Origin of the sequence: Spirillospora sp. CA-142024 (assembly GCF_050942325.1) — a bacterium.
In the GTDB taxonomy this organism is placed as follows: domain Bacteria; phylum Actinomycetota; class Actinomycetes; order Streptosporangiales; family Streptosporangiaceae; genus Spirillospora.
The window spans coordinates 7,756,479-7,775,975 of the sequence record NZ_CP192077.1; the positions used below are offsets into that span (position 1 = coordinate 7,756,479).

At 71.0% G+C, this 19,497-nt stretch carries 27 protein-coding genes; 18 read left to right on the top strand and 9 right to left on the bottom strand.

The genetic code is table 11. The annotated features are described in order from the left end of the window. The first annotated feature begins 30 nt into the window (after positions 1–30). Both ACQPZP_RS36715 and ACQPZP_RS36720 read left to right on the top strand, forming a co-directional pair. Positions 31–1,059, top strand: coding sequence for a hypothetical protein (locus tag ACQPZP_RS36715; RefSeq protein ID WP_433474265.1), 1,029 nt, complete (start codon positions 31–33; stop codon positions 1,057–1,059). 66 nt (positions 1,060–1,125) lie between these two features. Then, on the top strand, positions 1,126–1,971 hold the full coding sequence (locus ACQPZP_RS36720) for an EamA family transporter (protein WP_433474266.1): 846 nt from the start codon (positions 1,126–1,128) through the stop codon (positions 1,969–1,971). Between the two features lies 1 nt (position 1,972). Here the strand turns inward: ACQPZP_RS36720 and ACQPZP_RS36725 are convergent, their stop codons facing one another. Continuing rightward, positions 1,973–2,362, bottom strand: a complete 390-nt coding sequence (locus ACQPZP_RS36725; RefSeq protein WP_433474267.1) for an ATP-binding protein — start codon at positions 2,360–2,362, stop codon at positions 1,973–1,975. A 132-nt stretch (positions 2,363–2,494) separates the two neighbouring features. Here ACQPZP_RS36725 and ACQPZP_RS36730 point away from each other — a divergent pair, with 132 nt between their 5' ends. From ACQPZP_RS36730 to ACQPZP_RS36740, 3 genes are read left to right on the top strand one after another with little or no spacing between them, the layout of a single operon-like run. Then, positions 2,495–3,274, top strand: a complete 780-nt coding sequence (locus ACQPZP_RS36730; RefSeq protein ID WP_433474268.1) for a helix-turn-helix domain-containing protein — start codon at positions 2,495–2,497, stop codon at positions 3,272–3,274. Next, positions 3,271–3,441 (top strand): DUF397 domain-containing protein, encoded by a 171-nt coding sequence (locus tag ACQPZP_RS36735; RefSeq protein WP_433479733.1) that lies wholly within the window; start codon positions 3,271–3,273, stop codon positions 3,439–3,441. The genes ACQPZP_RS36730 and ACQPZP_RS36735 overlap by 4 nt, the downstream gene beginning before the upstream one ends. 16 nt (positions 3,442–3,457) lie before the next feature. Continuing rightward, positions 3,458–3,628, top strand: coding sequence for a DUF397 domain-containing protein (locus ACQPZP_RS36740; RefSeq protein WP_433479734.1), 171 nt, complete (start codon positions 3,458–3,460; stop codon positions 3,626–3,628). 74 nt (positions 3,629–3,702) lie between these two features. Here the strand turns inward: ACQPZP_RS36740 and ACQPZP_RS36745 are convergent, their stop codons facing one another. Beyond that, a complete protein-coding gene (locus ACQPZP_RS36745; protein ID WP_433474269.1) occupies positions 3,703–4,272 on the bottom strand; it encodes a dienelactone hydrolase family protein in 570 nt (189 codons plus the stop codon). A gap of 30 nt (positions 4,273–4,302) precedes the next feature. On the opposite strand from ACQPZP_RS36745, the gene ACQPZP_RS36750 reads away from it, so the two are divergent. After that, positions 4,303–4,494, top strand: coding sequence for a DUF397 domain-containing protein (locus ACQPZP_RS36750; protein ID WP_433474270.1), 192 nt, complete (start codon positions 4,303–4,305; stop codon positions 4,492–4,494). Positions 4,495–4,529: 35 nt separating this feature from the next. Here ACQPZP_RS36750 and ACQPZP_RS36755 read toward each other — a convergent pair whose 3' ends face one another. After that, positions 4,530–4,805, bottom strand: a complete 276-nt coding sequence (locus ACQPZP_RS36755; RefSeq protein WP_433474271.1) for a hypothetical protein — start codon at positions 4,803–4,805, stop codon at positions 4,530–4,532. A 115-nt stretch (positions 4,806–4,920) separates the two neighbouring features. Between ACQPZP_RS36755 and ACQPZP_RS36760 the strand changes: the two genes are divergently transcribed. Further along, positions 4,921–5,574, top strand: a complete 654-nt coding sequence (locus tag ACQPZP_RS36760; RefSeq protein WP_433474272.1) for a TetR family transcriptional regulator — start codon at positions 4,921–4,923, stop codon at positions 5,572–5,574. On the opposite strand, the gene ACQPZP_RS36765 is transcribed toward ACQPZP_RS36760, so the two are convergent. Further along, positions 5,539–6,975, bottom strand: coding sequence for a serine/threonine-protein kinase (locus ACQPZP_RS36765; RefSeq protein WP_433474273.1), 1,437 nt, complete (start codon positions 6,973–6,975; stop codon positions 5,539–5,541). The genes ACQPZP_RS36760 and ACQPZP_RS36765 overlap by 36 nt on opposite strands. An 87-nt stretch (positions 6,976–7,062) precedes the next feature. Here ACQPZP_RS36765 and ACQPZP_RS36770 point away from each other — a divergent pair, with 87 nt between their 5' ends. After that, the gene (locus ACQPZP_RS36770) at positions 7,063–7,656 is read left to right on the top strand and encodes a hypothetical protein (protein WP_433474274.1); all 594 of its coding nucleotides are present in this window, start codon (positions 7,063–7,065) and stop codon (positions 7,654–7,656) included. Positions 7,657–7,906: 250 nt separating this feature from the next. Here ACQPZP_RS36770 and dmpI read toward each other — a convergent pair whose 3' ends face one another. After that, on the bottom strand, positions 7,907–8,086 hold the full coding sequence (gene dmpI / locus ACQPZP_RS36775; RefSeq protein WP_433474275.1) for a 4-oxalocrotonate tautomerase DmpI: 180 nt from the start codon (positions 8,084–8,086) through the stop codon (positions 7,907–7,909). 127 nt (positions 8,087–8,213) lie between these two features. Here dmpI and ACQPZP_RS36780 point away from each other — a divergent pair, with 127 nt between their 5' ends. The 7 genes from ACQPZP_RS36780 to ACQPZP_RS36810 all read left to right on the top strand — a co-directional run bounded on the left by ACQPZP_RS36780 (position 8,214) and on the right by ACQPZP_RS36810 (position 14,918). Then, positions 8,214–9,098, top strand: coding sequence for a LysR substrate-binding domain-containing protein (locus ACQPZP_RS36780; RefSeq protein ID WP_433474276.1), 885 nt, complete (start codon positions 8,214–8,216; stop codon positions 9,096–9,098). Between the two features lie 103 nt (positions 9,099–9,201). Further along, positions 9,202–9,420 (top strand): hypothetical protein, encoded by a 219-nt coding sequence (locus ACQPZP_RS36785; protein ID WP_433474277.1) that lies wholly within the window; start codon positions 9,202–9,204, stop codon positions 9,418–9,420. Between the two features lie 178 nt (positions 9,421–9,598). After that, positions 9,599–9,916, top strand: coding sequence for a LysR substrate-binding domain-containing protein (locus ACQPZP_RS36790; protein ID WP_433474278.1), 318 nt, complete (start codon positions 9,599–9,601; stop codon positions 9,914–9,916). 103 nt (positions 9,917–10,019) lie between these two features. Beyond that, positions 10,020–10,238 (top strand): hypothetical protein, encoded by a 219-nt coding sequence (locus ACQPZP_RS36795; protein WP_433474279.1) that lies wholly within the window; start codon positions 10,020–10,022, stop codon positions 10,236–10,238. Positions 10,239–10,385: 147 nt separating this feature from the next. Beyond that, positions 10,386–13,067: an ATP-binding protein gene (locus ACQPZP_RS36800; protein ID WP_433479735.1), complete on the top strand. Its 2,682-nt coding sequence runs from the start codon at positions 10,386–10,388 to the stop codon at positions 13,065–13,067. A gap of 168 nt (positions 13,068–13,235) precedes the next feature. Further along, positions 13,236–13,985 (top strand): SDR family NAD(P)-dependent oxidoreductase, encoded by a 750-nt coding sequence (locus tag ACQPZP_RS36805; protein WP_433474280.1) that lies wholly within the window; start codon positions 13,236–13,238, stop codon positions 13,983–13,985. A 126-nt stretch (positions 13,986–14,111) separates the two neighbouring features. Further along, the gene (locus tag ACQPZP_RS36810) at positions 14,112–14,918 is read left to right on the top strand and encodes a hypothetical protein (protein ID WP_433474281.1); all 807 of its coding nucleotides are present in this window, start codon (positions 14,112–14,114) and stop codon (positions 14,916–14,918) included. Here ACQPZP_RS36810 and ACQPZP_RS36815 read toward each other — a convergent pair. After that, positions 14,913–15,836, bottom strand: a complete 924-nt coding sequence (locus ACQPZP_RS36815; RefSeq protein WP_433474282.1) for an NADP-dependent oxidoreductase — start codon at positions 15,834–15,836, stop codon at positions 14,913–14,915. The two genes, ACQPZP_RS36810 and ACQPZP_RS36815, sit on opposite strands and share 6 nt — an antisense overlap. Positions 15,837–15,945: 109 nt before the next feature. Between ACQPZP_RS36815 and ACQPZP_RS36820 the strand changes: the two genes are divergently transcribed. From ACQPZP_RS36820 to ACQPZP_RS36830, 3 genes are read left to right on the top strand one after another with little or no spacing between them, the layout of a single operon-like run. Beyond that, positions 15,946–16,305 (top strand): VOC family protein, encoded by a 360-nt coding sequence (locus ACQPZP_RS36820; protein WP_433474283.1) that lies wholly within the window; start codon positions 15,946–15,948, stop codon positions 16,303–16,305. Then, the gene (locus ACQPZP_RS36825; RefSeq protein WP_433474284.1) at positions 16,302–16,613 is read left to right on the top strand and encodes an ArsR/SmtB family transcription factor; all 312 of its coding nucleotides are present in this window, start codon (positions 16,302–16,304) and stop codon (positions 16,611–16,613) included. Before ACQPZP_RS36820 ends, ACQPZP_RS36825 begins: the two co-directional genes overlap by 4 nt. After that, positions 16,610–17,059 (top strand): SRPBCC family protein, encoded by a 450-nt coding sequence (locus tag ACQPZP_RS36830; protein ID WP_433474285.1) that lies wholly within the window; start codon positions 16,610–16,612, stop codon positions 17,057–17,059. Before ACQPZP_RS36825 ends, ACQPZP_RS36830 begins: the two co-directional genes overlap by 4 nt. A 35-nt stretch (positions 17,060–17,094) precedes the next feature. On the opposite strand, the gene ACQPZP_RS36835 is transcribed toward ACQPZP_RS36830, so the two are convergent. From ACQPZP_RS36835 to ACQPZP_RS36845, 3 genes are all read right to left on the bottom strand, one after another. Beyond that, a complete protein-coding gene (locus ACQPZP_RS36835) occupies positions 17,095–17,553 on the bottom strand; it encodes a VOC family protein (protein ID WP_433474286.1) in 459 nt (152 codons plus the stop codon). Between the two features lie 117 nt (positions 17,554–17,670). After that, entirely contained in the window at positions 17,671–18,486 is an 816-nt protein-coding gene (locus ACQPZP_RS36840) for an amidohydrolase family protein (RefSeq protein WP_433474287.1), read from the bottom strand. Positions 18,487–18,497: 11 nt separating this feature from the next. Then, positions 18,498–19,487: an aldo/keto reductase gene (locus ACQPZP_RS36845; protein ID WP_433474288.1), complete on the bottom strand. Its 990-nt coding sequence runs from the start codon at positions 19,485–19,487 to the stop codon at positions 18,498–18,500. Positions 19,488–19,497: the final 10 nt, after the last annotated feature.

Sequence of the window (19,497 nt, forward strand, 5' to 3'; positions counted from 1 at the left end):
CGGCCAGGACCCGCACGTAAGGTGCGCGGAATGAGAAACGATCTTGAATTGTCGCGGCGCCAGGTGGTCGGCGGTGTGCTGGCGAGCGCGCTTGGCGCCGCAGTCCTGGGCACGGGCAGTCCTGCGGAGGCCTCGTCTCGGCGGCGGGTGCTGATCGCGACGAACGAGCCGTGGGGCACCTACCACGTCAAGCCGCTGCTCGCCGAGGCCGAGCGCCAGGGCGTGCGGCTCACCCAGCTCGTGCCGGACCTCACGAAGATCACGCCGGGCGACCCGGTGCCGGTGGCGACGCCGGACGACGCGCCGCGCGCCGACCTGCTCGTGGTGACCGGCGCCGGAGACTGGCCGCTGGAGTGCGCGGCACGGTTCGGGAAGCTGCCGCTGATGGCCAGTTCACTCGCCTACCTGGGACCGCAGGAGGCCCCGGGGGCGGCGCGGCTGCGGCGGCGGTTGCGCGGCATCACCTCCTCCTCTCCCGCCGAGGGCAGGGCGTTCGCCGGTTACCTGGGCACCCGGCGGCACATCCGGGTGGTCGGCTCGCCCCAGACCGACGACCTGCCGGCCCGCAAGCCGGAGGCGGGTCTGGTGCTCGTGCTCACCAGCGTCACGCACCCGGACCAGACGGGCGACGCGGCGCCCGGGACCGAACTGCTGCTCGCGGCGGCGAAGGCCCTCCGCGAATCGGGCAGACGGATCCTGGTCGGGCTGCACCCTCGCGAGGCCCGCAAGCTGTGGCAGCAGTACGAGATCAGCGACGTGCCGTCCGTCCAGGCGTCGGCACGCGCGGAGGCCGCGATCGGCATCCCGGGCACGGTGTTCCCACTCGTCGCCGCGGTCGGAACCCCGGTGGTCGGATGCGTCGACCCCGCGTTGAGCGTCCCCGACTACCTGCTCTCGGTCTGCTCGTCCACGATCGACGACGCCGCGAACGCGGTGAAGGCAATCGCAGGCGCCCATCTCCCCGACAAGGCGACCCTCGCCGACGCGGTGGGCCCGATCGGCGGCTCCGCCAAACGCCTCCTGAACACCTGGACGCACAACCACGGCCGGGCCCGCTGACCACGGCCGGAGGCCACGTCCGGACGAGCACTGGCCGCCCGCCCCCGCATCAGTCGATGATCGGGCATGCTCGCCATCGCGCTCGCGCTCGGAGCGGCACTCGGCTGGGGGAGTTCCGACTTCCTGGGCGGGCTGAAGAGCCGGACGGTCCCCCTCCTTCAGGTCCTGCTCATCTCGCAGGTCACGGCCCTTGTCGCTGTCGTGGCCCTGGTGGCCTTCCGGGGCGCGGGCCCGCCCGCGACCGCCGCGCTCGCGCCCGCCGCTCTGGCCGGGACCAGCGAGGTCATCGGCATCGCCGCGCTCTACCGCGGCCTGGCCGTCGGGACGATGAGCATCGTGGCTCCCTGCGCGGCGACCGCTCCCGTCGTCCCGCTGCTGGCGGGGCTTGTCGTCGGTGAGGTGCCCGGGCCCGTGCAGGGGGCCGGCATCGCCCTCGCCGTCATCGGGATCGTGGTCGCCTCCTTCCCGGCCGCCCCGGACGGGAACACGCCCCGCGCCGCAGTCGGCCCGAGCATCGGGTACGGGGTGCTGGCCGCAGCGGGCTTCGGGGCGTTCTTCTCCTTCATGGACCGTTCCGGGGACACCAGCGTCCCCTGGGCCCTGCTGGGCGCCCGCATGACCGCGCTGACTCTGATCGCCGTATCGGTGGCGATGCGCCGTCCGCCCATGACCCCCCGCCGGGCGAACCTGCCCGTGATCGCGGGCATGGGCTTCCTGATCGTGGCCGCCGACACGATGTACACGGCGGCCTCGACCCACGGCCTCGTCGGCGTGGTCGCCGTCCTGGGCTCCCTGCACACGGTCGTCACGCTGGCCTTGGCCCGCGTCTTCCTCCAAGAGCGCTTGGCGCGGCCGCAACAGGCCGGCGTCCTGATCTCACTCCTGGGCGTCCTGGTGATCTCGACGGCCTAGGTCACGCGGGCACAGGTTCGATTTCGGCCCAGACGACCTTCCCGCCCCCGTTCAGCGGCCGCGTCCCCCATCTCCGCACGAGCGCCTCCATCAGCAGCAGTCCGCGCCCGCTCTCGGCGGCGTAGTCGACGGGACGAACCACCGGCACTACATCGGAGCGATCCCACGCCTCCACCACAGGGAACCCGTCCTCCCGCCGGTGGGCCCGCACGACCACCAGGTCCCCGTCACGCGAACCGTGCAGGATCGCGTTCGCCGCCAGCTCGCTGACGACCGTCCGCGCGACGTAGTCCTCCAGCCCCCACGCACCGAACACCAGCCCGACGAAATCCCGAGCCTCCCGGATCGCTCTCACGTCCGCCTTGATCACAATCGTCGCCGGCTCGTCCACCGATCGCCTCCGCATTCCGTCGTGACTTAACGCAAAGAGTCGACCACGTGGAGTAATATGGACAGCAAAGCACGGCAACGCAGCACGAGTGCTTGCGTCTGCTTGCAGGCATTTTCCGAAAGGTGAACGCCCATGCGGTCGAGAAAGCCCACCCCACAGACGATCGCCTTCGGCATCGAGCTGGCTCGACTCCGCGAAGATGCCGGACTTTCCCGACTCGAACTGGCAAACCGGATACCGGTGACCCGGAGTTATGTCGGCCAGGTGGAGAACGGCGCCACCCGCTGCACCAGGGAGTTCGCGACCGAACTCGACAAGGCCCTGCAAAGCGGAAGCGACATGGCGAACGCCTGGGACGACCTCCTCAAGTCCAGCCGCTACCCGCCCTGGTTCGCCGACTACCCACTGGCCGAGGGCACCGCGTCCCTACTGCGCGCCTTCGAGACGATGTTCGTCTATGGCCTCTTCCAGACCCCGGCCTACATCCGCGCTCTGCTGGTGGACGACACCGCGATCGAAGGCCGTCTCCGCCGCCAGGAGGTGCTCAAGCGCGAGAACCCGCCGATGCTCAGCATCGTCCTGCTCGAACACGTCCTCTGGACGTGCATGGGCGGCGCCGAAGTTATGAAGGAGCAGTGCGAACACCTGCTAGCCGTCTCCGAATGGAGCAACGTCACCCTCCAGGTCGCCCCAACCGGCTACTACCGGGGTCTTGAGGGACCCTTCAACCTCGCCACTCAGCCGAGCGGCGATGAGTTGCTCCACATGCCTGCCGCCAGTGGCGGGCTCACAACGAACGACCAAGAGGATATCTTGCACATTGTCGGCGCTTTTTCGGCGTTGCAGGCGCGCGTCCTGAGCGTGGACGACTCCCGCGAGTCCCTTAGGAAGGCGGTTGTTCGGTGGACGTGATCAAGTGGCGGAAGGCTAGTCGAAGCGACGGCCAGGGCGGTGCATGCGTGGAGCTGGCACGGTTCTCCGAAGCCGTGGCCATCCGCGACTCCAAAGACCCTGACGGCCCCAAACTCGTCCTCACCCCCCACACCTTCCAGATCCTCCTTGACAACCTCAGACACTAAGGGTCGTCCGGTGGACGTGATCAAGTGGCGGAAGGCACACCAGAGCGGCGACCAGGGTGATGCGTGCGTGGAATTGGCACGGCTCCCTGGGGCTGTGGCCGTCCGGGACTCCAAAGACCCCGACGGCCCCAAACTCCACCTCACCCCCAGCGCCTTCCGCGCCATCCTTCACGACCTCAAGCACTAAAGGCCACCCGGTGGACTTGATCAAGTAGCGGAAGGCGCGCACCTGGCCCGCTTTGCGCATGATCCGCTGGACGACTACCGCGAGTCGAGGAACTCGACCGCTCGCTGGGTCAGTAGCTTGGCGGCGTCCGGGTCGTGGGACGGCAGCGAATTGTCCGCGAACAGGTGCTGGTCTCCGGGATACAGGAACATCTCCGCATCGGTGCAGTCGGAGACGAGGACGCGGGCGGCGCCGATGTCCTCGGCGAAGAACGGATCGTTTTCCTTCGCATGCACCTGCACCGGCACACGGTCAGGCCATGCCGCACCGAACTCCGACACGGGGATGCAGGCGTGGATCAGGAGCGCGCCCCGCGCGCCCGTCCGCGTCTGTGCCAGCTTCTGGGCGGGCAGCACACCGAGCGAGAAGCCAACGTAAAAGGCATCCCGCGGCAGCGGTTCGGCCGCGCGGACACCGCGCTCGGTGAGCTCGCCGAAGCCGGTCTGCTCGACATAGCCGAGGCCCTCCTCGAAGGAGCCGAAGATGCGCCCGTCGAAGAGGTCAGGCGTGTGGACGGTGTGGCCGGCCACACGGAGTTCGCCGGCGAAAGCGGCGACTCCGGGGGTCAGCCCCTGCACGTGATGGAACACTACGACCTCCGCCATGCCCGAACTCCTTGGTCGCCGGTAGCTAAAGTGTCGAACGATATCCGCTTCCCCGACTACGACCTCGCCGACGTCACGGACGTGACAGCCCCGGCCCAGCTCCGTGCGCCGGCCGGCCCGCCAAGGGGCGTGGCCGTCCGCGACTCCAAAGACCCCGACGGCCCCAAGCTCTTCCTAACACCCCACACCTTCCGCGCCGTCCTCGACGACCTCAATCCCTAGCGCCCCCGGCGAAGGCTCGTGTCAAGGCCACGTCCTCAGGAGGAGAGACGGCGGCGTAGGGCGGTGTGGGTTCGGAGGATTGCCGGGACCAGGACGTAGACCACGGCGGGGACGACGATGGCTGTGATCACCAAGGTCCGGAGTGGCGGCGAGAGTGACGCGAGCACGGGGGCCAGCAGTAGTTGGGTGGCCGTGATCATCACGTAGACGGCCAGCCAGGTGAACACCGCGCGCAGGTGGATCGAAGGAGCGGTGGTCGGCGCCGTGGGGGCGGCGGCCTGGCAGGGGGTCTGGGCGTGGATCTTTGCCATGACATCTCCTTGAACGCCGGAGGGGAGAACCCATTTCCAACTCGTGGGTTGGAGTTTGGCACGGATGATCCAAAAACTCCAACCCGTGAGTTGGAGATTGACGTATGCTCAGCTCATGGCATGGGACACGGACCGGACGAAGCGGCTCATCCTGGACGCCGCGGTCAACGAGTTCGCCACCCACGGCCCCCAGGCCGCCCGGATGGACCGCATCGCCACGACCGCCGGGGTGAACAAGGAACGCATCTACTCCTACTTCGGCAACAAGGAGAAGATGTTCGCCGTCGTGCTCACCAAGGAGCTGGAGCGCCTGGCCCGGGCGGTCCCCCTGGACGAGCAGGTCGCCTCCGACCTGGGTGAATACGCCGGGCGTGTCTTCGACTACCACCGTGCGCACCCGCACTTCATCCGGCTGCTGCACTGGGAGGGGCTGCACGCCGTCGACGGTGAACCGGTCGCGGCACTGGCCGGACGCACCACGCACTACGCCGACAAGATCGCTGCCCTGGCCAAGGCCCAGCAGGCGGGGCGTCTCAACCCGGACGTGCCGCCCCAGGATCTGCTCTACGCCGTCATCGCCTTGGCCGGCTGGTGGTTCGCCACCCCTCAACTCCAGCCCATGCTGATGCCCGACCTCACCGGCGATCCCGACGGCCAGCGCGCCGCCCTGGTCCGCCTCGTACGCCGCCTCGGCGGGACCGAGGGCAGGGGGCACGGGCCGTCCCCAATGACCTCAAGGCCTAGTACGGGTGCGGAGGGTCAGGGCTAGGGCGGCGAGGCTCAGGGCGATGATCAGGAGTGTGAGGGGCACCGCGGCGTACCAGCCGGCCTCCAGGGTCGCCTTCGTGTGACTGTTCACGGTGGCGGCCAGGGCCGGGGGCAGTGTTCTCGTGTTCGGGAGCGTCGGCGTCTTGATCTGCGGCAGGACGGCGACGGCGAGCAGCATCAGCAGGGCGAGCAGCGCCGGGGCCGCCGCACTCGCCGCCGCCGCGAGCTTGTTCAGGATGCCGCCGAGCAGGCCGAGGGCCGCCGCCAGAACCGCGCACAGCAGCGTCACCCAGCCCCAGCCGGAACCGAGGCCGGTGGAGGTGGTCGTCAGGTCACGAGCGCTGGACAAGCCCGGAACGGAGGCGGACACCTTCTGCCACGGCAGCAGCGCCGCGACCAGCAGCAACGCGGCAGCGCCCGCGATGGCGAACCCCAGCCACCGTTGAGGCTGCGTTCGTGTAGCCGGTTCGTGCGGGGGCGGCCAGTGGCCTCCGGCGGCCGGTCGCTGCGGTGCGGGACCGACCGGCGGGTGCGGCGCGTCTGGTGGGGTTTGTCCAGGCGGTGCGGGAGCGGGGGCGGCCTGGGGCGGTAGGAGCGAGGCCAGCATCTGCTGCGCCTGGTCGAGGGTCGTCCGCTCGGACGGGCTCTTGCGCAGCAGGCCGCGCAGGACGGGTTCCAGGGGACCCGCGTTCTGGACGGGGGCCGGCTCCTGAGTCGCGATGGCGACGAAGACGGCCCCGGCGCTCGGACCGGCGAAGGGCGGACGGCCCTCCACCGCGGTCTGCAGCGTCGCCCCCAGCGGCCACAGGTCCGACTCCGCGGTGGCGGGCAGGCCGCGGACCTGCTCAGGGGACATGTACGCCGGAGTTCCGAGAAGCGCGCCCGAACGCGTCAAGGTCGCGTCCCCGTCGACCGCGGCGATGCCGAAGTCGGTCAGCACGACCCGGTCGCCTTCCAGCAGGACGTTGGCCGGCTTGATGTCGCGATGGACGATGCCCGCTCGGTGGGCGGCGCGCAGCGCGTCCAAGATCCGCAGGCCGAGAGCGGCGGCACGCTCGGGCGGAAGGGGCCCCTGCTCGGCGAGCAGGTCGGCCAGGGACCGGCCGGGCACCAGCTCCATGATGATCCAGGGCTGCCCGTCCTCGCCGGTCACGAGGTCGTGGACGGTGATGATGCCGGGGTGCCGGAGCCGGGCCGCCGCACGTGCCTCCCGGTCGAGGCGTGCGGTCAACGCGGCGCGCTGCTCGGCGTCCAGGTCCTCGGGGAGGCGCAGCTCCTTGACCGCCACCTCGCGGCCGAGCCGCTCGTCTTGTGCGCGCCAGACCGTCCCCATGCCGCCGCGGCCCAGCGGACTCATGAGCCGGTACCGTCCGAGCAACAACCGCCCGAGATCCTGAGCCACACTGAGACCGTAGACCACCGGGGCTATCAAACAAACACAATTGTTTGTTCAACCGCCGATGCCGTGGCCGTACTGGAGGAAGTCGCTGTGTTCAGGAGACGTCCCGCATCGCGGAAGCCCGACGTCACGCCGCCGCCTCCACCGCCGGCGCGGCCGAAACCGGTCGTGTCGTACGAGCTGACGGATTGGAGCGACGCCGATCCCGACGAGGTGCGGGCCGCCGAGCTGAACATCAGGGTGGCTCTGAACGGCGCGTTGCGGGAGGCCGAGCACGGCACCGGGTTCCATCACCTGGACGAGTTCACGGACCGGGCATTGGCCGTGATGCGCCGCGGTGAGGTGATCGAGCAAGCGGCGTGGGCGTCGGTCGCGCTCGACGGCCTCTGGTTCGAAGACGCCGGCGCCTTCCTGCTGATGACCGGGCAGAGGCTCCTGCTGCTGGAGAACGTCCTGTACACGGGCGGCAGACGCCGGCGGCACTGCGTGCTGTGGGAGGCCGACCGGACCTCCCTCGTCGACGCCACATGGTCGGCGGACATCCATCGGTCCTCGATGGCGCGCCTGTTCGAGATCGACGCGGGTGTGCGGGTGCAGGCGAGGATCTTCGGCAACAAGCACACATGGTCCGCCTGGGCGGACGCGCTCTGCGCCGAGCGACGGGCGGTTGCTCGGTGGACGTGACCACGTGCCGGAAGGCACGACAGAGCGGCGACCAGGGCGAGGCGACCGAACTTCTGCGGGGCATGATCAGTCCATTGCCGGCGGCCGTCCACACGTGAGAGGCCTGGTACATGGTGACGGACCCCGAGCCCGTGGACCCCGAGTACAGCCCCGAGACGTGGGAGAGAGCGCGGCCCCCCGGCCGCGCCCTCGCATTCTCCGCTGGCGACGCATGTGTGCCCTACCCGCGCCAGCCAACGGGTGTGGTCTTCTAGTCGGCGGCGAGTCTGCCTGCGACGCCGAAGCTGTCGGTGGGGGTCTCCTCGATGAAGACCATCACCGTCTCGGGCGGGATCCGGTAGGTCTCGACGAAGGCGTCGGTGATCTTCTTGATCAGCTCACGCTTGAGCTCGACGTCGCGGGGGCCCTGCTGGACGGTCACTGCGGGCATGGCTGCCTCCTAATCCTTTACGGCTCGCGCCGTGGTGTAGGACCAGTCCACCGCTTTGAACTGCGGCGGCCAAGGCGCACTACGCTCATAGACTCATCACGGATCGTGATGAGCGGAGGAGCGAGGGATGGAGCTGCGGCAGGTCAGGTATTTCCTGGCAGTCGCCGAGGAGCTGCACTTCGGACGGGCCGCCGAGCGACTGCGCATCGTCCAGCCGACCGTCAGCCAGCAGGTCCGCAGGCTGGAACGCGAGTTCGGCCTGCCCCTTTTCGATCGGACCACCCGCACCGTGACCCTGACCGCCGCAGGGCAGGCGTTCCTGCCACGTGCCAGGGCCATCGCGGCGGCCGAGGAAGCGGCGCTGGAAGCGATGGCGGAGTTCCGCTCCGGCCAGGTGGCGACGCTGCGCCTTGGCACCAGCGCCGGTCTCGGCGCGCGGTTGGAGCGCCTGCTTGCGGACCTGGCGGAACGGGCGCCGGAGATCGACGTGGAACTGCACAGCGCTCCGGCCGCGCTCCGGCTGAAGCGGGTACGCGACGGCGACCTGGACGCCGCATTCGTCCGCGGGGCCGGTCAGAGCCAGGGGCTCGAACTGATTCCGGTATGGCGGGACGAACTGGTCGTGGCCTTGCCCGCATCACACCCGCTGGCCGCACACGAGCGCATCGAGATCGCGGAACTGGCCGCTTTGCCGCTCCGCATCGCGCCTCGCAGGGCCAACCCGCATCTGGTCGATCTGATCATCCACGCCTGCCGGGCCGCGGGCTTCGAGCCCGTCATGGGCCCCGCCTTCACGACGGACCAGGACACCCTCGCGGCCATCGGCAGCGGAAAGCCCACCTGGAGCGTGTTCTACGCCTCCAAGGCCGCGACCCTGCCCAGCACCCGCACCGTCTTCCGCCCTTTCGCCCCGCCCGAACCCGCCCTGCAGACCTACCTTGCCGTCCGCCCGGCCGCCTCCGCCCGACGCCTGGCCCCCCTCCTGGCCGCCTGCCGCACCCAGCAACCCTGACCTCAAGAGTGGACCTTGACATCGGTGGCGCCCCCAGGGAACGATCACCCACAGGGGTGGCCGCACGGAGGTCACCCGACGCGCCAACGAAGAGGAACCTGATATGCCCAGGAACGAAGAGCGCTTCGACCAACCGCACGTGGACCCGGACGCGAACGCGGCAGTCCTCAAGAACGCCGCAGACAACTCGCCGACCCGGCAGGTCGACGTTCAGTCCGGCAGCAACGGCGCCGGCAACCACCACACGATCACGACGGTGAACGCCGGTCAGAGCAAGAACGAGATCAAGGCGCAGGTGCAGGAGGCGCGGGACAACCAGTAACAATCCCGCGCACCATCTGACGCTCTGAGAGCAACCACCGAGGCCCCGGGGAGCACCATCCCCCGGGGCCTCACCTTGTCTTCGACATCATCGCGGGCGGCAAGAAGGTCGGCCAGGTCTCGATCCACGGCGACTAGGCCGTCATCCCACCCTCCTCAAGCGCGCCGCGGCGCTACCGATGTCGGCCGTGTCGCCGTGTTCCTCGTGTCCAACCGCGCCGCTGGCCTGCATCACATGGAACCGCAGAGCGCTCCGAGTGAAGCGGGTGCGCGACGGTGACCTGGACGCCGCGTTCGTCCGCGGAGCAGGGCAGAGCCCGGGACTCGAACTGATTCCGGTATGGCGGGACGAACTGGTCGTGGCGTTGCCCGCAGCGCACCCGCCGGCCGTACGTAGGCGCATCGAGATCGCGGAGCCGGCCGCTTGGTCGCTCCGCACCGGCCCCTCGCAGGACCTACCCGCACCTGGTCGATCCCTGCCGCGCTCGGGAACCTGATCCCAATGGCGAACCTTGACATCGGCGGCGTCCCCCGGGAACGATCACCCGCAGGGGTGGCAGCACGGAGGTCACCCGACGCGCCAACGAAGAGGAACCTGATATGCCGAAGAACGAAGAGCGCTTCGACCAACCGTACAAGGACCCGGACGAGAACGCGCAAGTCCTCAAGGAGGCTGCGGAGCAATCGCCGACCCGGCAGGTCGACGTTCAGACGGGCTTCAACGGCCCCGGCAACCACCACACGATCACGACGGTGAACGCCGGTCAGAGCAAGAACGAGATCAAGGCGCAGGTGCAGCAGGCGCGGGACAACCAGTAACAATCCCGCGCACCATCTGACGCTCTGAGAGCAACCACCGAGGCCCCGGGGAGCACCATCCCCCGGGGCCTCACCTTGTCTTCGAAGCTTCATAGACGCACTGGCCGGTGAGCCGGTGGTCCGGCTTGTAGGGTTTTCGGCGTGTTCATGGGGCGGGATCGCGAGATAGAGCGTGTCGCCGGGATTCTCGGGGACGCTCGTTCCGGGCGCAGCCGGACGGTGGTGATCCGGGGCGAGGCGGGGATCGGCAAGACCGCGCTGCTCGGTCGGATCACGGCGGACGCCGGGGACATGCAGATCATTCGCGGCACCGGCGTCGAGTCGGAGAGCGAGCTCGCGTTCGGCGGGCTGCACCTCATGTTGCATCCGTACCGCGACCGGTTCGACGCGCTGCCCGAGCGGCAGGCGGCGGCGCTGCGGTCCGCGTTCGGTCTCGCCGCCGGGCCGGCCGGGGACCGCTTCCTGATCGGCGCCGCCACCCTCACCCTGCTGTCCGAGCTGGTCGCCGACCGGCCGCTGGCATGCCTGGTGGACGACGCGCAGTGGCTCGACAGCGCCTCGCTGGACGCGCTGCTGTTCACCGCCCGGCGGCTCGGCGCCGACCCGATCGCCATGGTCTTCACGGTCCGGGACGGCGTCCGCCCGTTCCCGGACCGCGGCCTCGACGTGCTGCGGCTGACGGGCCTGGACCGCGCCGCGGCCCGCGCTCTCGTGACGGCGCACGCGCCGGGGCTGACCGTCCCGGTGCGGGAACGGCTGCTGGACGAGGCGGCCGGCAACCCGCTCGCGCTCATCGAACTGGCCAACGCGCTCCCGTCCCGGCCCGCTCACCAGGCCGGCCCGCTGCCCGTCGGGGGCAGGGTTCAGGAGACGTTCCGCCGCCGGCTCGCCGAGCTGCCGGACGCCACCCGCCGGCTGCTCCTGGTGGTCGCCGCCGACGGCACTGCCGACCTGGGCATCGTCCTGCGCGCCGGGGAGGCGCTCGGTCTCGGACCGGCCGACCTCGGACCCGCCGAAGAGGCCGGGCTCGTGGTCCTGGACGGCGAGGAGGTGCGGTTCCGGCATCCGCTCATCCGCGCCGTCACCTACCAGGACGCCGCCCATCACCGGCGGATCGCCGTCCATGACGCGCTGGCCGGGGTCCTCGGCGGCGACGAGCACGCCGACCGGCGCGCCTGGCACCGCGCGGCGGCCGCCACCGGTCCGGACGAGAGCGTCGCCGCCGAGCTGGAGCGGGTCGCGGACCGCGCCGAGCGGCGCGGCGGAACGGCCGCCGTCGCCGCCGCGTACGAGCGCGCCGCGCGGCTCAGCACCGAACCGGAGGGCAAGGCGCGCCGGCTCGTCCACGCCGCGCGGGCCTGCTACGACGCCGGCCGGCCCGACCAGGCCACCCGTCTCGCTGCCGAGGCCGAGCAGCTCACCGGGCAGGACGGCGTCGTCGCCGAGGCCACCTTCATCCGCGCCCAGGTCGCCTACGAGCGCGTCTCGCCCGCCGCCGACGCGGCGCTCGCGTTACAGGGAGCGGCGCTCATCGCCGGGAGCGACCCCGAGCAGGCGGTGGCCATGCTGACGGAGGCGGTCTGGTCCGCCCGGGACGCCGGCGCGCACGACCTGGTACGGCGGAGCGTCGAACTGCTGCGGGAGGTGAAGCTGCCCGCGGGCTCGGCGAAGGCGCCGGTCGCCGCCGCCCTGATCGCCTACGGGCGGCTGGCGGACGGCCCGGCCGAGGCCGTCCCCGCGATGCGCGCGCTGTTCGAGTCCGCTCGGAGCGGCGGCGTGGAGGACGTCGTCGAGCGCGTCATCGGCGGTTTCATGGGGCTTCTCGTGGCGGACGACCGCGCCGCGACCGAGTTGCTGGAGCACATGGCCGGGGAGGCGAGGGCCCAGGGCGCGCTCGGCTGGCTCCCCTACATCCTGGAGCCGCTCGCGATCGGACGGCTCCTGCTCGGCGACCTGCGCGGCGCGGACGCTGCCGCCGCGGAGGGCCTGTCCCTGGCCGCCGACATCGGCATGGACATGCAGGTCACCGCACTGAAGTGCATCGCGGTCCGGCTGGACGCGGACGCCGAGCGTGCCCGTGCCCTGGCGCCCGGCGTCCTCAAGCACACCGACCTGCATCCGACCAACGCCGCGCTGGCGTCCTGGGGGCTCGGCCTGCTCGATCTCGCCGATGGGCACGCCGACGCCGCCCTGGAGCGGTTTGAGGCGGTGTGCTCTGGACCCGCCCGGCACGACCTGCTGATCCGCGCCGTCCCGGACCATGCGGAGGCCGCGGTGCGGGCCGGCCGCCCGGATCTCGCCCGTGCCCACCTCCCCGCGTTCGAGGCGTGGGCGGAGGCCACGTCATGCGGCGCCCTGATGTCGCGGTGCCGCGCCCTGCTCGCCGGTGGCGACGAGGCGGACGAGCACTACCGCGCCGCGCTGGACCTGCACGGCGACCACGCCTACGACGCCGCGAGGACCCGGCTGCTCTATGGCGAATGGCTGCGCCGGCGGCGCCGCCGCACCGAAGCGCGGACCGAGCTGACCGCCGCCCGGGACGTCTTCACCCGGCTCGGCGCCGCGTCCTGGGCCGGACGTGCCCGCTCCGAACTGGAAGTCCTGGGTAACCGTCCGGCCGCCGCTGCCGGGGACGGCGATCCGCTGAATCGGCTGACCCCGCAGGAACTGCAGGTCGTGCGGCTCGCCGCCGCCGGGCTCAGCAACCGTGAGATCGGCGCGCAGCTCTACCTGAGCCCCCGCACCGTCGGGCATCACCTCTACAAGGCCTACCCGAAGATCGGCGTCACCCGCCGCATGGAACTGGCCCGCCTCGTATCGGACACATGACTTAACCGCTCCGCCCCGCCCGCGCGACACGGCACCGCCGGAACCGCTTCCCTGGCGCGCACACCTCCCTGACCAGCACCGTTCAACGCCCGTTCCCTGACCGATGCGGGCCGCGCGGCTTCGCGCCTAGCGTCGGACACACCTGATCCCGGACGAACGGAGAACGGCATGCTGCTCGACAACAGGACCGCGATCATCTTCGGCGGCGGCGGGGCGATCGGCGGAGCCATGGCGCGCGGCTTCGCCGTGGAGGGCGCGCGCGTGTTCCTCGCCGGCCGCACCCCCGCGACGCTCGACGCCGTCGCCGAGGACATCCGGAGCGCCGGCGGGCTCGCCGAGACGGCCCGCGTGGACGCCCTGGACGAGGAGGCCGTCAACGGGTGGGTCGACTCCGTCGCGGAGACCGCCGGAAGCGTCGACATCGCGGTCAACGTCATCTCCCACGACACGATGTTCGGCCCCATGAGCGAGATGAAGGCCGGGGACTTCGCCCAGTCCCTGGAGAAGATGGCGCGCTCGTTCGTGCTGACCACGCAGGCCGCGGCCCGCCACATGGTCGGGCAGGGCTCCGGCGTGATCCTGCACTTCGGCGGCTCCGACGCCGGGAACCGCATGCCCGGCCTCGGGAACGTGCAGATCGGCTGCGACATGGTCGAGGCGATGCGCCGCCAGTGGGCGTGCGAGCTGGGCCCGCACTCGGTCCGGGTCCTGTCGATGCGGACCGCGGGCATCCCGGAATCCATGCCGGACGGGCCGCAGATGGACCCGGTCAAGCAGCAGATGGTGGACGCCACGCTCCTCAAGCGCGCCGCGACGCTCACCGACGTCGGCCGGGTCGCCGCGTTCCTCGCGTCCGACCACGCCGCCAGCCTCACATCGACCCAGGTCAACATCTCCGCCGGCGCCTTGGTCGACTGACCGGGCCACCGGGCGTCGCTGACCGGAGCGAACCGGTGGCCGGGGGTAGCGATCCCTGGCGCACCGCCCTTACCTTGGACGACCACGATCATCTCCGGACGTGGCGGACGAAAAGGGACGGAACTCATGACGGAGCCCTCGATCGCACCGGGCAGAACCGGCGGCGACCCACGGACAGGCGGCGAGCGCGGCCCGCTGAGGCGGGCCGCGCTGCCGGCCGGGAGTTTCGTGGTGTCCTACGGGCTCGCGCTCACCCTTCTCAGCGACACCTTCTTCTGGCTCGTGATACCGGGCATGCTCGGGCTCGTCACCGTCACGATCATCACGCTGCAATCGCACCTTTACCGGTCGTTCCGGCGAGCCGCCCCCTTTGCCACGGACGGCAGCGACCGGCGGGGGCCGGTGAGGTATCACTATTCGGTGCTGCTGCGGCGCTACCTGCTCGTCGTGCTGGTCGGCGCCGCGATGGTGGCCGTGCCGTTGGCGCTGAAGGTCAAGGTCCTGTACCCGTTCGTCGGCGTGGGAATTGTGACGGTCGCTTTCGGAACGAGACTCTGGCTCAACCAGATCTTCTGGATGTGGAAATGCGGCCGCGTGCTGAAGGTGTACGACTTCGAGTTCCGCTCACCGCTGCAGAAGTCCAATCTGCGTTCCGCCGGGAGGCGCTCGCTGACCCTGGGCACGGACGGGTCCCCCCGGATGTCTGCTCGTGAACCGCTCTGCTCCTCCCGGTGGCCCAAGGAGATCGCCCGCGGGGTGTGGTTCGCGGGCGACGACCCCTTCGGCGGGGTGATCCTCGTCCCGGACACGGGCGAACTGATGTGCATGCAGCCGGAGAACTGGTCCGTCCATGAGAAGGCGCGGCAGCAGGCCGGGGCCGAGCGCCGGGAAAGGGCCGCCAAGGCGGGTCTGGCGCGCAAGTCGATCTCATGACGGAGTGATGATCAGCTTGCCGCGGGTGTGGTGGCCGCGGCTGGCGTCGAACGCGGCGCCCGTCTCGTCCAGCGAATATGTGCCCGCGACCTCGACCGTGAGCGCGCCCCGGTCCGCCATGGCGGCGAGGGCGGCGAGCCTGGCGCCGTCCGGCCGGACCCAGATCCAGTGGCCGCCGTGCCTGTCCACGGTGTTGTCGGCGACGGACACGTGCCGTCCGCCGGGCCGCAGGACGGCGAGGGTCGTTTCCAGCTGGCCGCCCACGAAGTCGGCGACCGCGGACGGCCCGCCGGGCACCAGTTCCCGGACGCGATCCGCCAGCCCGTCCCCGTAGGCGACCGGTTCGGCGCCGAGTTCGCGCAGGTAGTCGTGGTTCTTCTCGGACGCCGTGCCGATGACGCGGGCGCCCCGGTCCCGTCCGATCTGGACGGCGAAGCTCCCCACCCCGCCGGACGCCGCGTGGACGAGCAGGACGTCGTCGGGGCCGACCTCCAGGCGGTCCAGGGAACGCTGCGCGGTCATCCCCGCCAGCGGCAGCCCGGCGGCCTGGTTCCAGTCGAGCGACTCGGGCTTGCGCGCCACATGGACCGCCGAGACCGCGACATATTGCGCGAACGTCCCGGCGCCGACGACGTCCTTGCGGGCGTAGGACATCACCTCGTCGCCCGGGGCGAACTCCGGCGTGTCGGGACCGACCGCCCGCACCACCCCGGCGACGTCCCAGCCGGGGATGACGGGGAACACCGCGTCCATCATGCTGTCGAGGCCACCGGCCATGACCTTCCAGTCCACCGGGTTGACCCCGGCCGCGCGCACTTCGATGAGCACCTGCCCCGGGCCGACCTTCGGATCCGGGACGTCCCCGACCCTCAGGCGGGAGTTGTCAGTGGCATACGAGTCATAGGTGACGGCACGCATCCCCCCAGCCTGCCACCGAGCCCGCCCCCTAAACCCGGCCCCGGAGCGTGACAGGTAGGAGTTTCCCTACGCTTGACAGGTAGGAAATCCCCTACGTATCGTCGGCCGCATGAACATCACGCGTGTGCGGCTGCTGACCGTGCCGGTGTCCGACCAGGACGCGGCCAAGGACTTCTACACGGGCAAGCTCGGCTTCGGGGTGGTGACGGACCGGGCGGCGGGCCCGATCCGCTGGCTGGAGGTGGCCCCCGAGGGCGCGGAGACGAACGTGGTGCTCGCGGACCACCTGCCCGGCGTGCCGCCCGGCAGCGTCCACGGGCTGATCCTGGAGACGTCCGACCTCGACGGGGACTGCGAGAAACTGCGGCTCGCCGGGGTGGACGTCGAGGGCCCGCAGGATCTGCCCTGGGGGCGGCAGGCCACGCTCACCGACCCCGACGGCAACGGCATCGTGCTGGCCGCGCGGTGACCGCGGACGTCTTCGCGGCGCTGGCCAGCCCCGTCCGGCGGGAGCTCACCACCCTCCTGCTGGACGGGCCACGGCCGGTGAACGACCTCGCCGCGCACTTCGCGATGAGCCGCCCGAGCGTGTCGGAGCACCTGCGGGTCCTGCGGGACGCCGGGCTGGTCAGCGAGCAGCGCAGCGGCCGCCAGCGCCTTTACCGGCTGGAGCCCGCGCCGCTGCGGGAGCTGTCGGAATGGCTCACCCCGTACGAGCGGTTCTGGCGGGAGAAGCTCGCGGACCTGCGCGAACTCCTGGACGAGGAGGACCTGTGACCGATCGCCCAGACATCGGAGACCGGGCGTCCATCGAGGTGGACGAGTTCCTGCCGCATCCGCCGGCCAAGGTGTGGCGGGCGCTCACCGAGCCGGACCTGCTGTCCCGCTGGCTGATGCCGAACGACTTCAAGCCCGTCCTCGGCCACCGCTTCACCTTCACCGCCAAGCCGATCCCGAACGTCGGCTTCGACGGGACGATCGCCTGCCAGGTCCTCGACCTCGAGGAGCACCGGCTGCTGCGCATCGGCTGGCGCGGCGGCGGCCTCGACACGACGGTCACCTGGCGGCTCGTCCCCGAAGGGCGCGGCACCCGGATCTTCGTCGAACACGCGGGCTTCGACCTGGACGACCCGGTCAGCGCCTACGCCTTCCGCGGCATGGGCAGCGGCTGGCGCTCCACCGTTCTCCGCTCCCTCCGCCACACCCTCGCAGACCTCGACTGAGGGGCCATGGCCTGGGGACGGTGGCCCGGCCCCGGTCAGCGGGTGTCGGCCGCCGGCGGGTCGGCGTAGCGGCCGTGGAGCATGCCGGTGGCCTGGCCGATCTCGATGAGGTGGCCGTCGGGGTCGCGCATGTAGCAGCGGATCTCCGCCTTGCGGTCGATCGGGTCGGTCAGGAAGCGGGCGCCCTGGGCGGTGGCCTCGGCGTGGAACGCGGCGATGTCGGCCACGCGGACGTTCATGAACGCCGAGACGGGGTCGCCGGGCTCCGGGGGCGACAGGGTCACGTCCGGTTTGTCGGGGGTCGGGCCGCCGCCGGGGTTCATGATGATCCAGGTGTTGGCCACCTTCACGATGGCGGGGTTCTCCTCCAGGACGACCTCCCCGCCGAAGACGTCCGCGTAGAAGGCACGAGACCGGGCCACGTCCCGCACGGTCAGGAAGTGTGTCAGCACCAGCCCCCGTTCGGGAGCCGGCAACGCGTCTCGCTCGACCATGATCACTACCCTCTTCGAGTCGGAGCCGTTCCTCCAGGTGAAGCCCCCCTCAGGCGGCCGTCACGCGGCGGACTTGCCTATAAACGCACGGTAGTCATGCCCCCGAATCCGGCCATGTCACCCCCCGACTCCGTAGACGCGGCGGGCCGTGCCGCCGAAGACCTCGTCGCGCTCCCCCGGCGTCAGCCCGGCGACGGCGGCCCCGGCGAGTTCGGCGACCTGGTCGTGGGAGGCCGCCAGCGTGCAGACCGGCCAGTCCGAGCCGTACATGACCCGACCCGGACCGAAGGTGTCGAGGACGTACCGCGCGTACGGCAGGACGTCATCCGGTTTCCACCGCGGTGCCGCTTCGGTGACCAGCCCGGACAGTTTCACCGTGACGTTCGGAAGCGCGGCCAGGGAGCCGATCCAGTTGGCCCACGGCTCCCAGGCTCCCCCGGCGATGCCGGGCTTGCCCGCGTGGTCGAGCACGAACGCCACGCCGGGCAGCGCACGGACGGCCTCCAGCGCGGAAGCCGCCTGCCGAGGCGTCACCAGCAGGTCGTAGACCAGCCCGGCCTCCCCCACCGCCGCCAGCCCCTTCCGAACCTCCGGACGCAGCAGCCAGGCCGAGTCGGGCTCGTCCTGCACCTGGTGTCTGATCCCGACGAGCGTCTCGGGCATCCTCCGCAGCGTGTCCCGGACGTCCGGTGCGGTGAGGTCGGTCCAGCCGACCACGCCGGCGACCGGTCCCGGGCCCTCCGCGACGGCCAGAAGTTCCTGCGTCTCCTCGGCGCTGTGCAGTGCCTGGACGACGATCGAACCGTCCGGCCTGGCCGCGCCGGTGTAGCGGGCAAGGTCGAACCGGCCGCGCAGCGGGTCGGCCCAGGGGCCGTTCATCCACGTGTAGTCGCGGACGGAGGTGTCCCAGAGATGGTGATGAGCGTCGAACATGCCACTTCCGATCACGCCGGTAGAGGTGCGCCGGCGGGCAGCAGGCCCGCCGCGAGAAGGTCCTTCCACAGGGACGCCGGAATGTCCCGCTCGAACAGCGCGGCGTTGTCCTCGGCCTCGGCGGGCGTCCGGCAGCCCGTCAGGACGCTCGCCACGGAGGGATGCCCGAACGGGAACCGCAGGGCGGCGGCACGCAGCGGCACCCCGTGCGCGTGGCAGACCTGGCGCAGCCGAGCGGTCCGCTCCATCAGTTCGGGAGGCGCGGACCGATAGTCGTACGTCGTTCCTCCGGCCAGAAGCCCCGAGTTGTAGACCCCGCCGACGACCACGGAGGTGCCGCGTTCGGCGCAGGCCGGAAGCAGGTCGTCCAGCGCGGGCTGTTCGAGCAGCGTGTACCGTCCGGCGCACAGCACCACGTCCAGGTCGAGCCGCCGGACGAACCGGGCGAGCATGGGCGACTGGTTCATGCCGGCGCCGATGGCGCCGACCACGCCCTGGTCCCGCAGCTTCGCCAGAGCGGGAAAGGCGGCGGCGTACACCTGGTCCTCGTGATCGTCGGGGTCGTGCAGGAAGACGATGTCGACCCGGTCGAGACCGAGCCGCTCCAGGGACGACTCCAGTGACCGCCGGATCCCGTCGGCGCTGAAGTCCCACTCCCGCTTGACCGCGGGCTCGGCCGGGAAGCCCGAGTCGTCCGGCGCCTCCCCGGCTCGGCGCTGCCGCAGCAGCCGTCCGACCTTGGTCGAGATCGTGAACGAGGAGCGCGGCTCGTCCGCGAGCACGGCGCCGAGACGGCGTTCGGCCGTGCCCGCGCCGTAGTGGGGCGCCGTATCGAAGTACCGCACCCCCAATTCGAGGGCGCGGCGTACGGTCGCCGTGCCCTGCTCCCGCGGCACAGGGGCGTAGAGCCCGCCGACGGCCGCACTGCCCAACGACAGCGCGGTCACCGGGACGCTGGAGCGGCCGAGCCGACGGCGCTCGGCCACCTTCATCGCTGACATGGCGCTCCCG

Excerpts from the sequence above, each read along its gene's own strand:
- ACQPZP_RS36715 (WP_433474265.1), top strand. The coding sequence starts at position 31 with ATGAGAAACGATCTTGAATTGTCGCGGCGCCAGGTGGTCGGCGGTGTG.
- ACQPZP_RS36720 (WP_433474266.1), top strand. The coding sequence starts at position 1,126 with ATGCTCGCCATCGCGCTCGCGCTCGGAGCGGCACTCGGCTGGGGGAGT.
- ACQPZP_RS36730 (WP_433474268.1), top strand. The coding sequence starts at position 2,495 with ATGCGGTCGAGAAAGCCCACCCCACAGACGATCGCCTTCGGCATCGAG.
- ACQPZP_RS36745 (WP_433474269.1), bottom strand. The coding sequence starts at position 4,272 with ATGGCGGAGGTCGTAGTGTTCCATCACGTGCAGGGGCTGACCCCCGGA.
- ACQPZP_RS36755 (WP_433474271.1), bottom strand. The coding sequence starts at position 4,805 with ATGGCAAAGATCCACGCCCAGACCCCCTGCCAGGCCGCCGCCCCCACG.
- ACQPZP_RS36760 (WP_433474272.1), top strand. The coding sequence starts at position 4,921 with ATGGCATGGGACACGGACCGGACGAAGCGGCTCATCCTGGACGCCGCG.
- dmpI (WP_433474275.1), bottom strand. The coding sequence starts at position 8,086 with ATGCCCGCAGTGACCGTCCAGCAGGGCCCCCGCGACGTCGAGCTCAAG.
- ACQPZP_RS36780 (WP_433474276.1), top strand. The coding sequence starts at position 8,214 with ATGGAGCTGCGGCAGGTCAGGTATTTCCTGGCAGTCGCCGAGGAGCTG.
- ACQPZP_RS36785 (WP_433474277.1), top strand. The coding sequence starts at position 9,202 with ATGCCCAGGAACGAAGAGCGCTTCGACCAACCGCACGTGGACCCGGAC.
- ACQPZP_RS36790 (WP_433474278.1), top strand. The coding sequence starts at position 9,599 with ATGTCGGCCGTGTCGCCGTGTTCCTCGTGTCCAACCGCGCCGCTGGCC.
- ACQPZP_RS36795 (WP_433474279.1), top strand. The coding sequence starts at position 10,020 with ATGCCGAAGAACGAAGAGCGCTTCGACCAACCGTACAAGGACCCGGAC.
- ACQPZP_RS36800 (WP_433479735.1), top strand. The coding sequence starts at position 10,386 with ATGGGGCGGGATCGCGAGATAGAGCGTGTCGCCGGGATTCTCGGGGAC.
- ACQPZP_RS36805 (WP_433474280.1), top strand. The coding sequence starts at position 13,236 with ATGCTGCTCGACAACAGGACCGCGATCATCTTCGGCGGCGGCGGGGCG.
- ACQPZP_RS36810 (WP_433474281.1), top strand. The coding sequence starts at position 14,112 with ATGACGGAGCCCTCGATCGCACCGGGCAGAACCGGCGGCGACCCACGG.
- ACQPZP_RS36815 (WP_433474282.1), bottom strand. The coding sequence starts at position 15,836 with ATGCGTGCCGTCACCTATGACTCGTATGCCACTGACAACTCCCGCCTG.
- ACQPZP_RS36820 (WP_433474283.1), top strand. The coding sequence starts at position 15,946 with ATGAACATCACGCGTGTGCGGCTGCTGACCGTGCCGGTGTCCGACCAG.
- ACQPZP_RS36835 (WP_433474286.1), bottom strand. The coding sequence starts at position 17,553 with ATGGTCGAGCGAGACGCGTTGCCGGCTCCCGAACGGGGGCTGGTGCTG.
- ACQPZP_RS36840 (WP_433474287.1), bottom strand. The coding sequence starts at position 18,486 with ATGTTCGACGCTCATCACCATCTCTGGGACACCTCCGTCCGCGACTAC.
- ACQPZP_RS36845 (WP_433474288.1), bottom strand. The coding sequence starts at position 19,487 with ATGTCAGCGATGAAGGTGGCCGAGCGCCGTCGGCTCGGCCGCTCCAGC.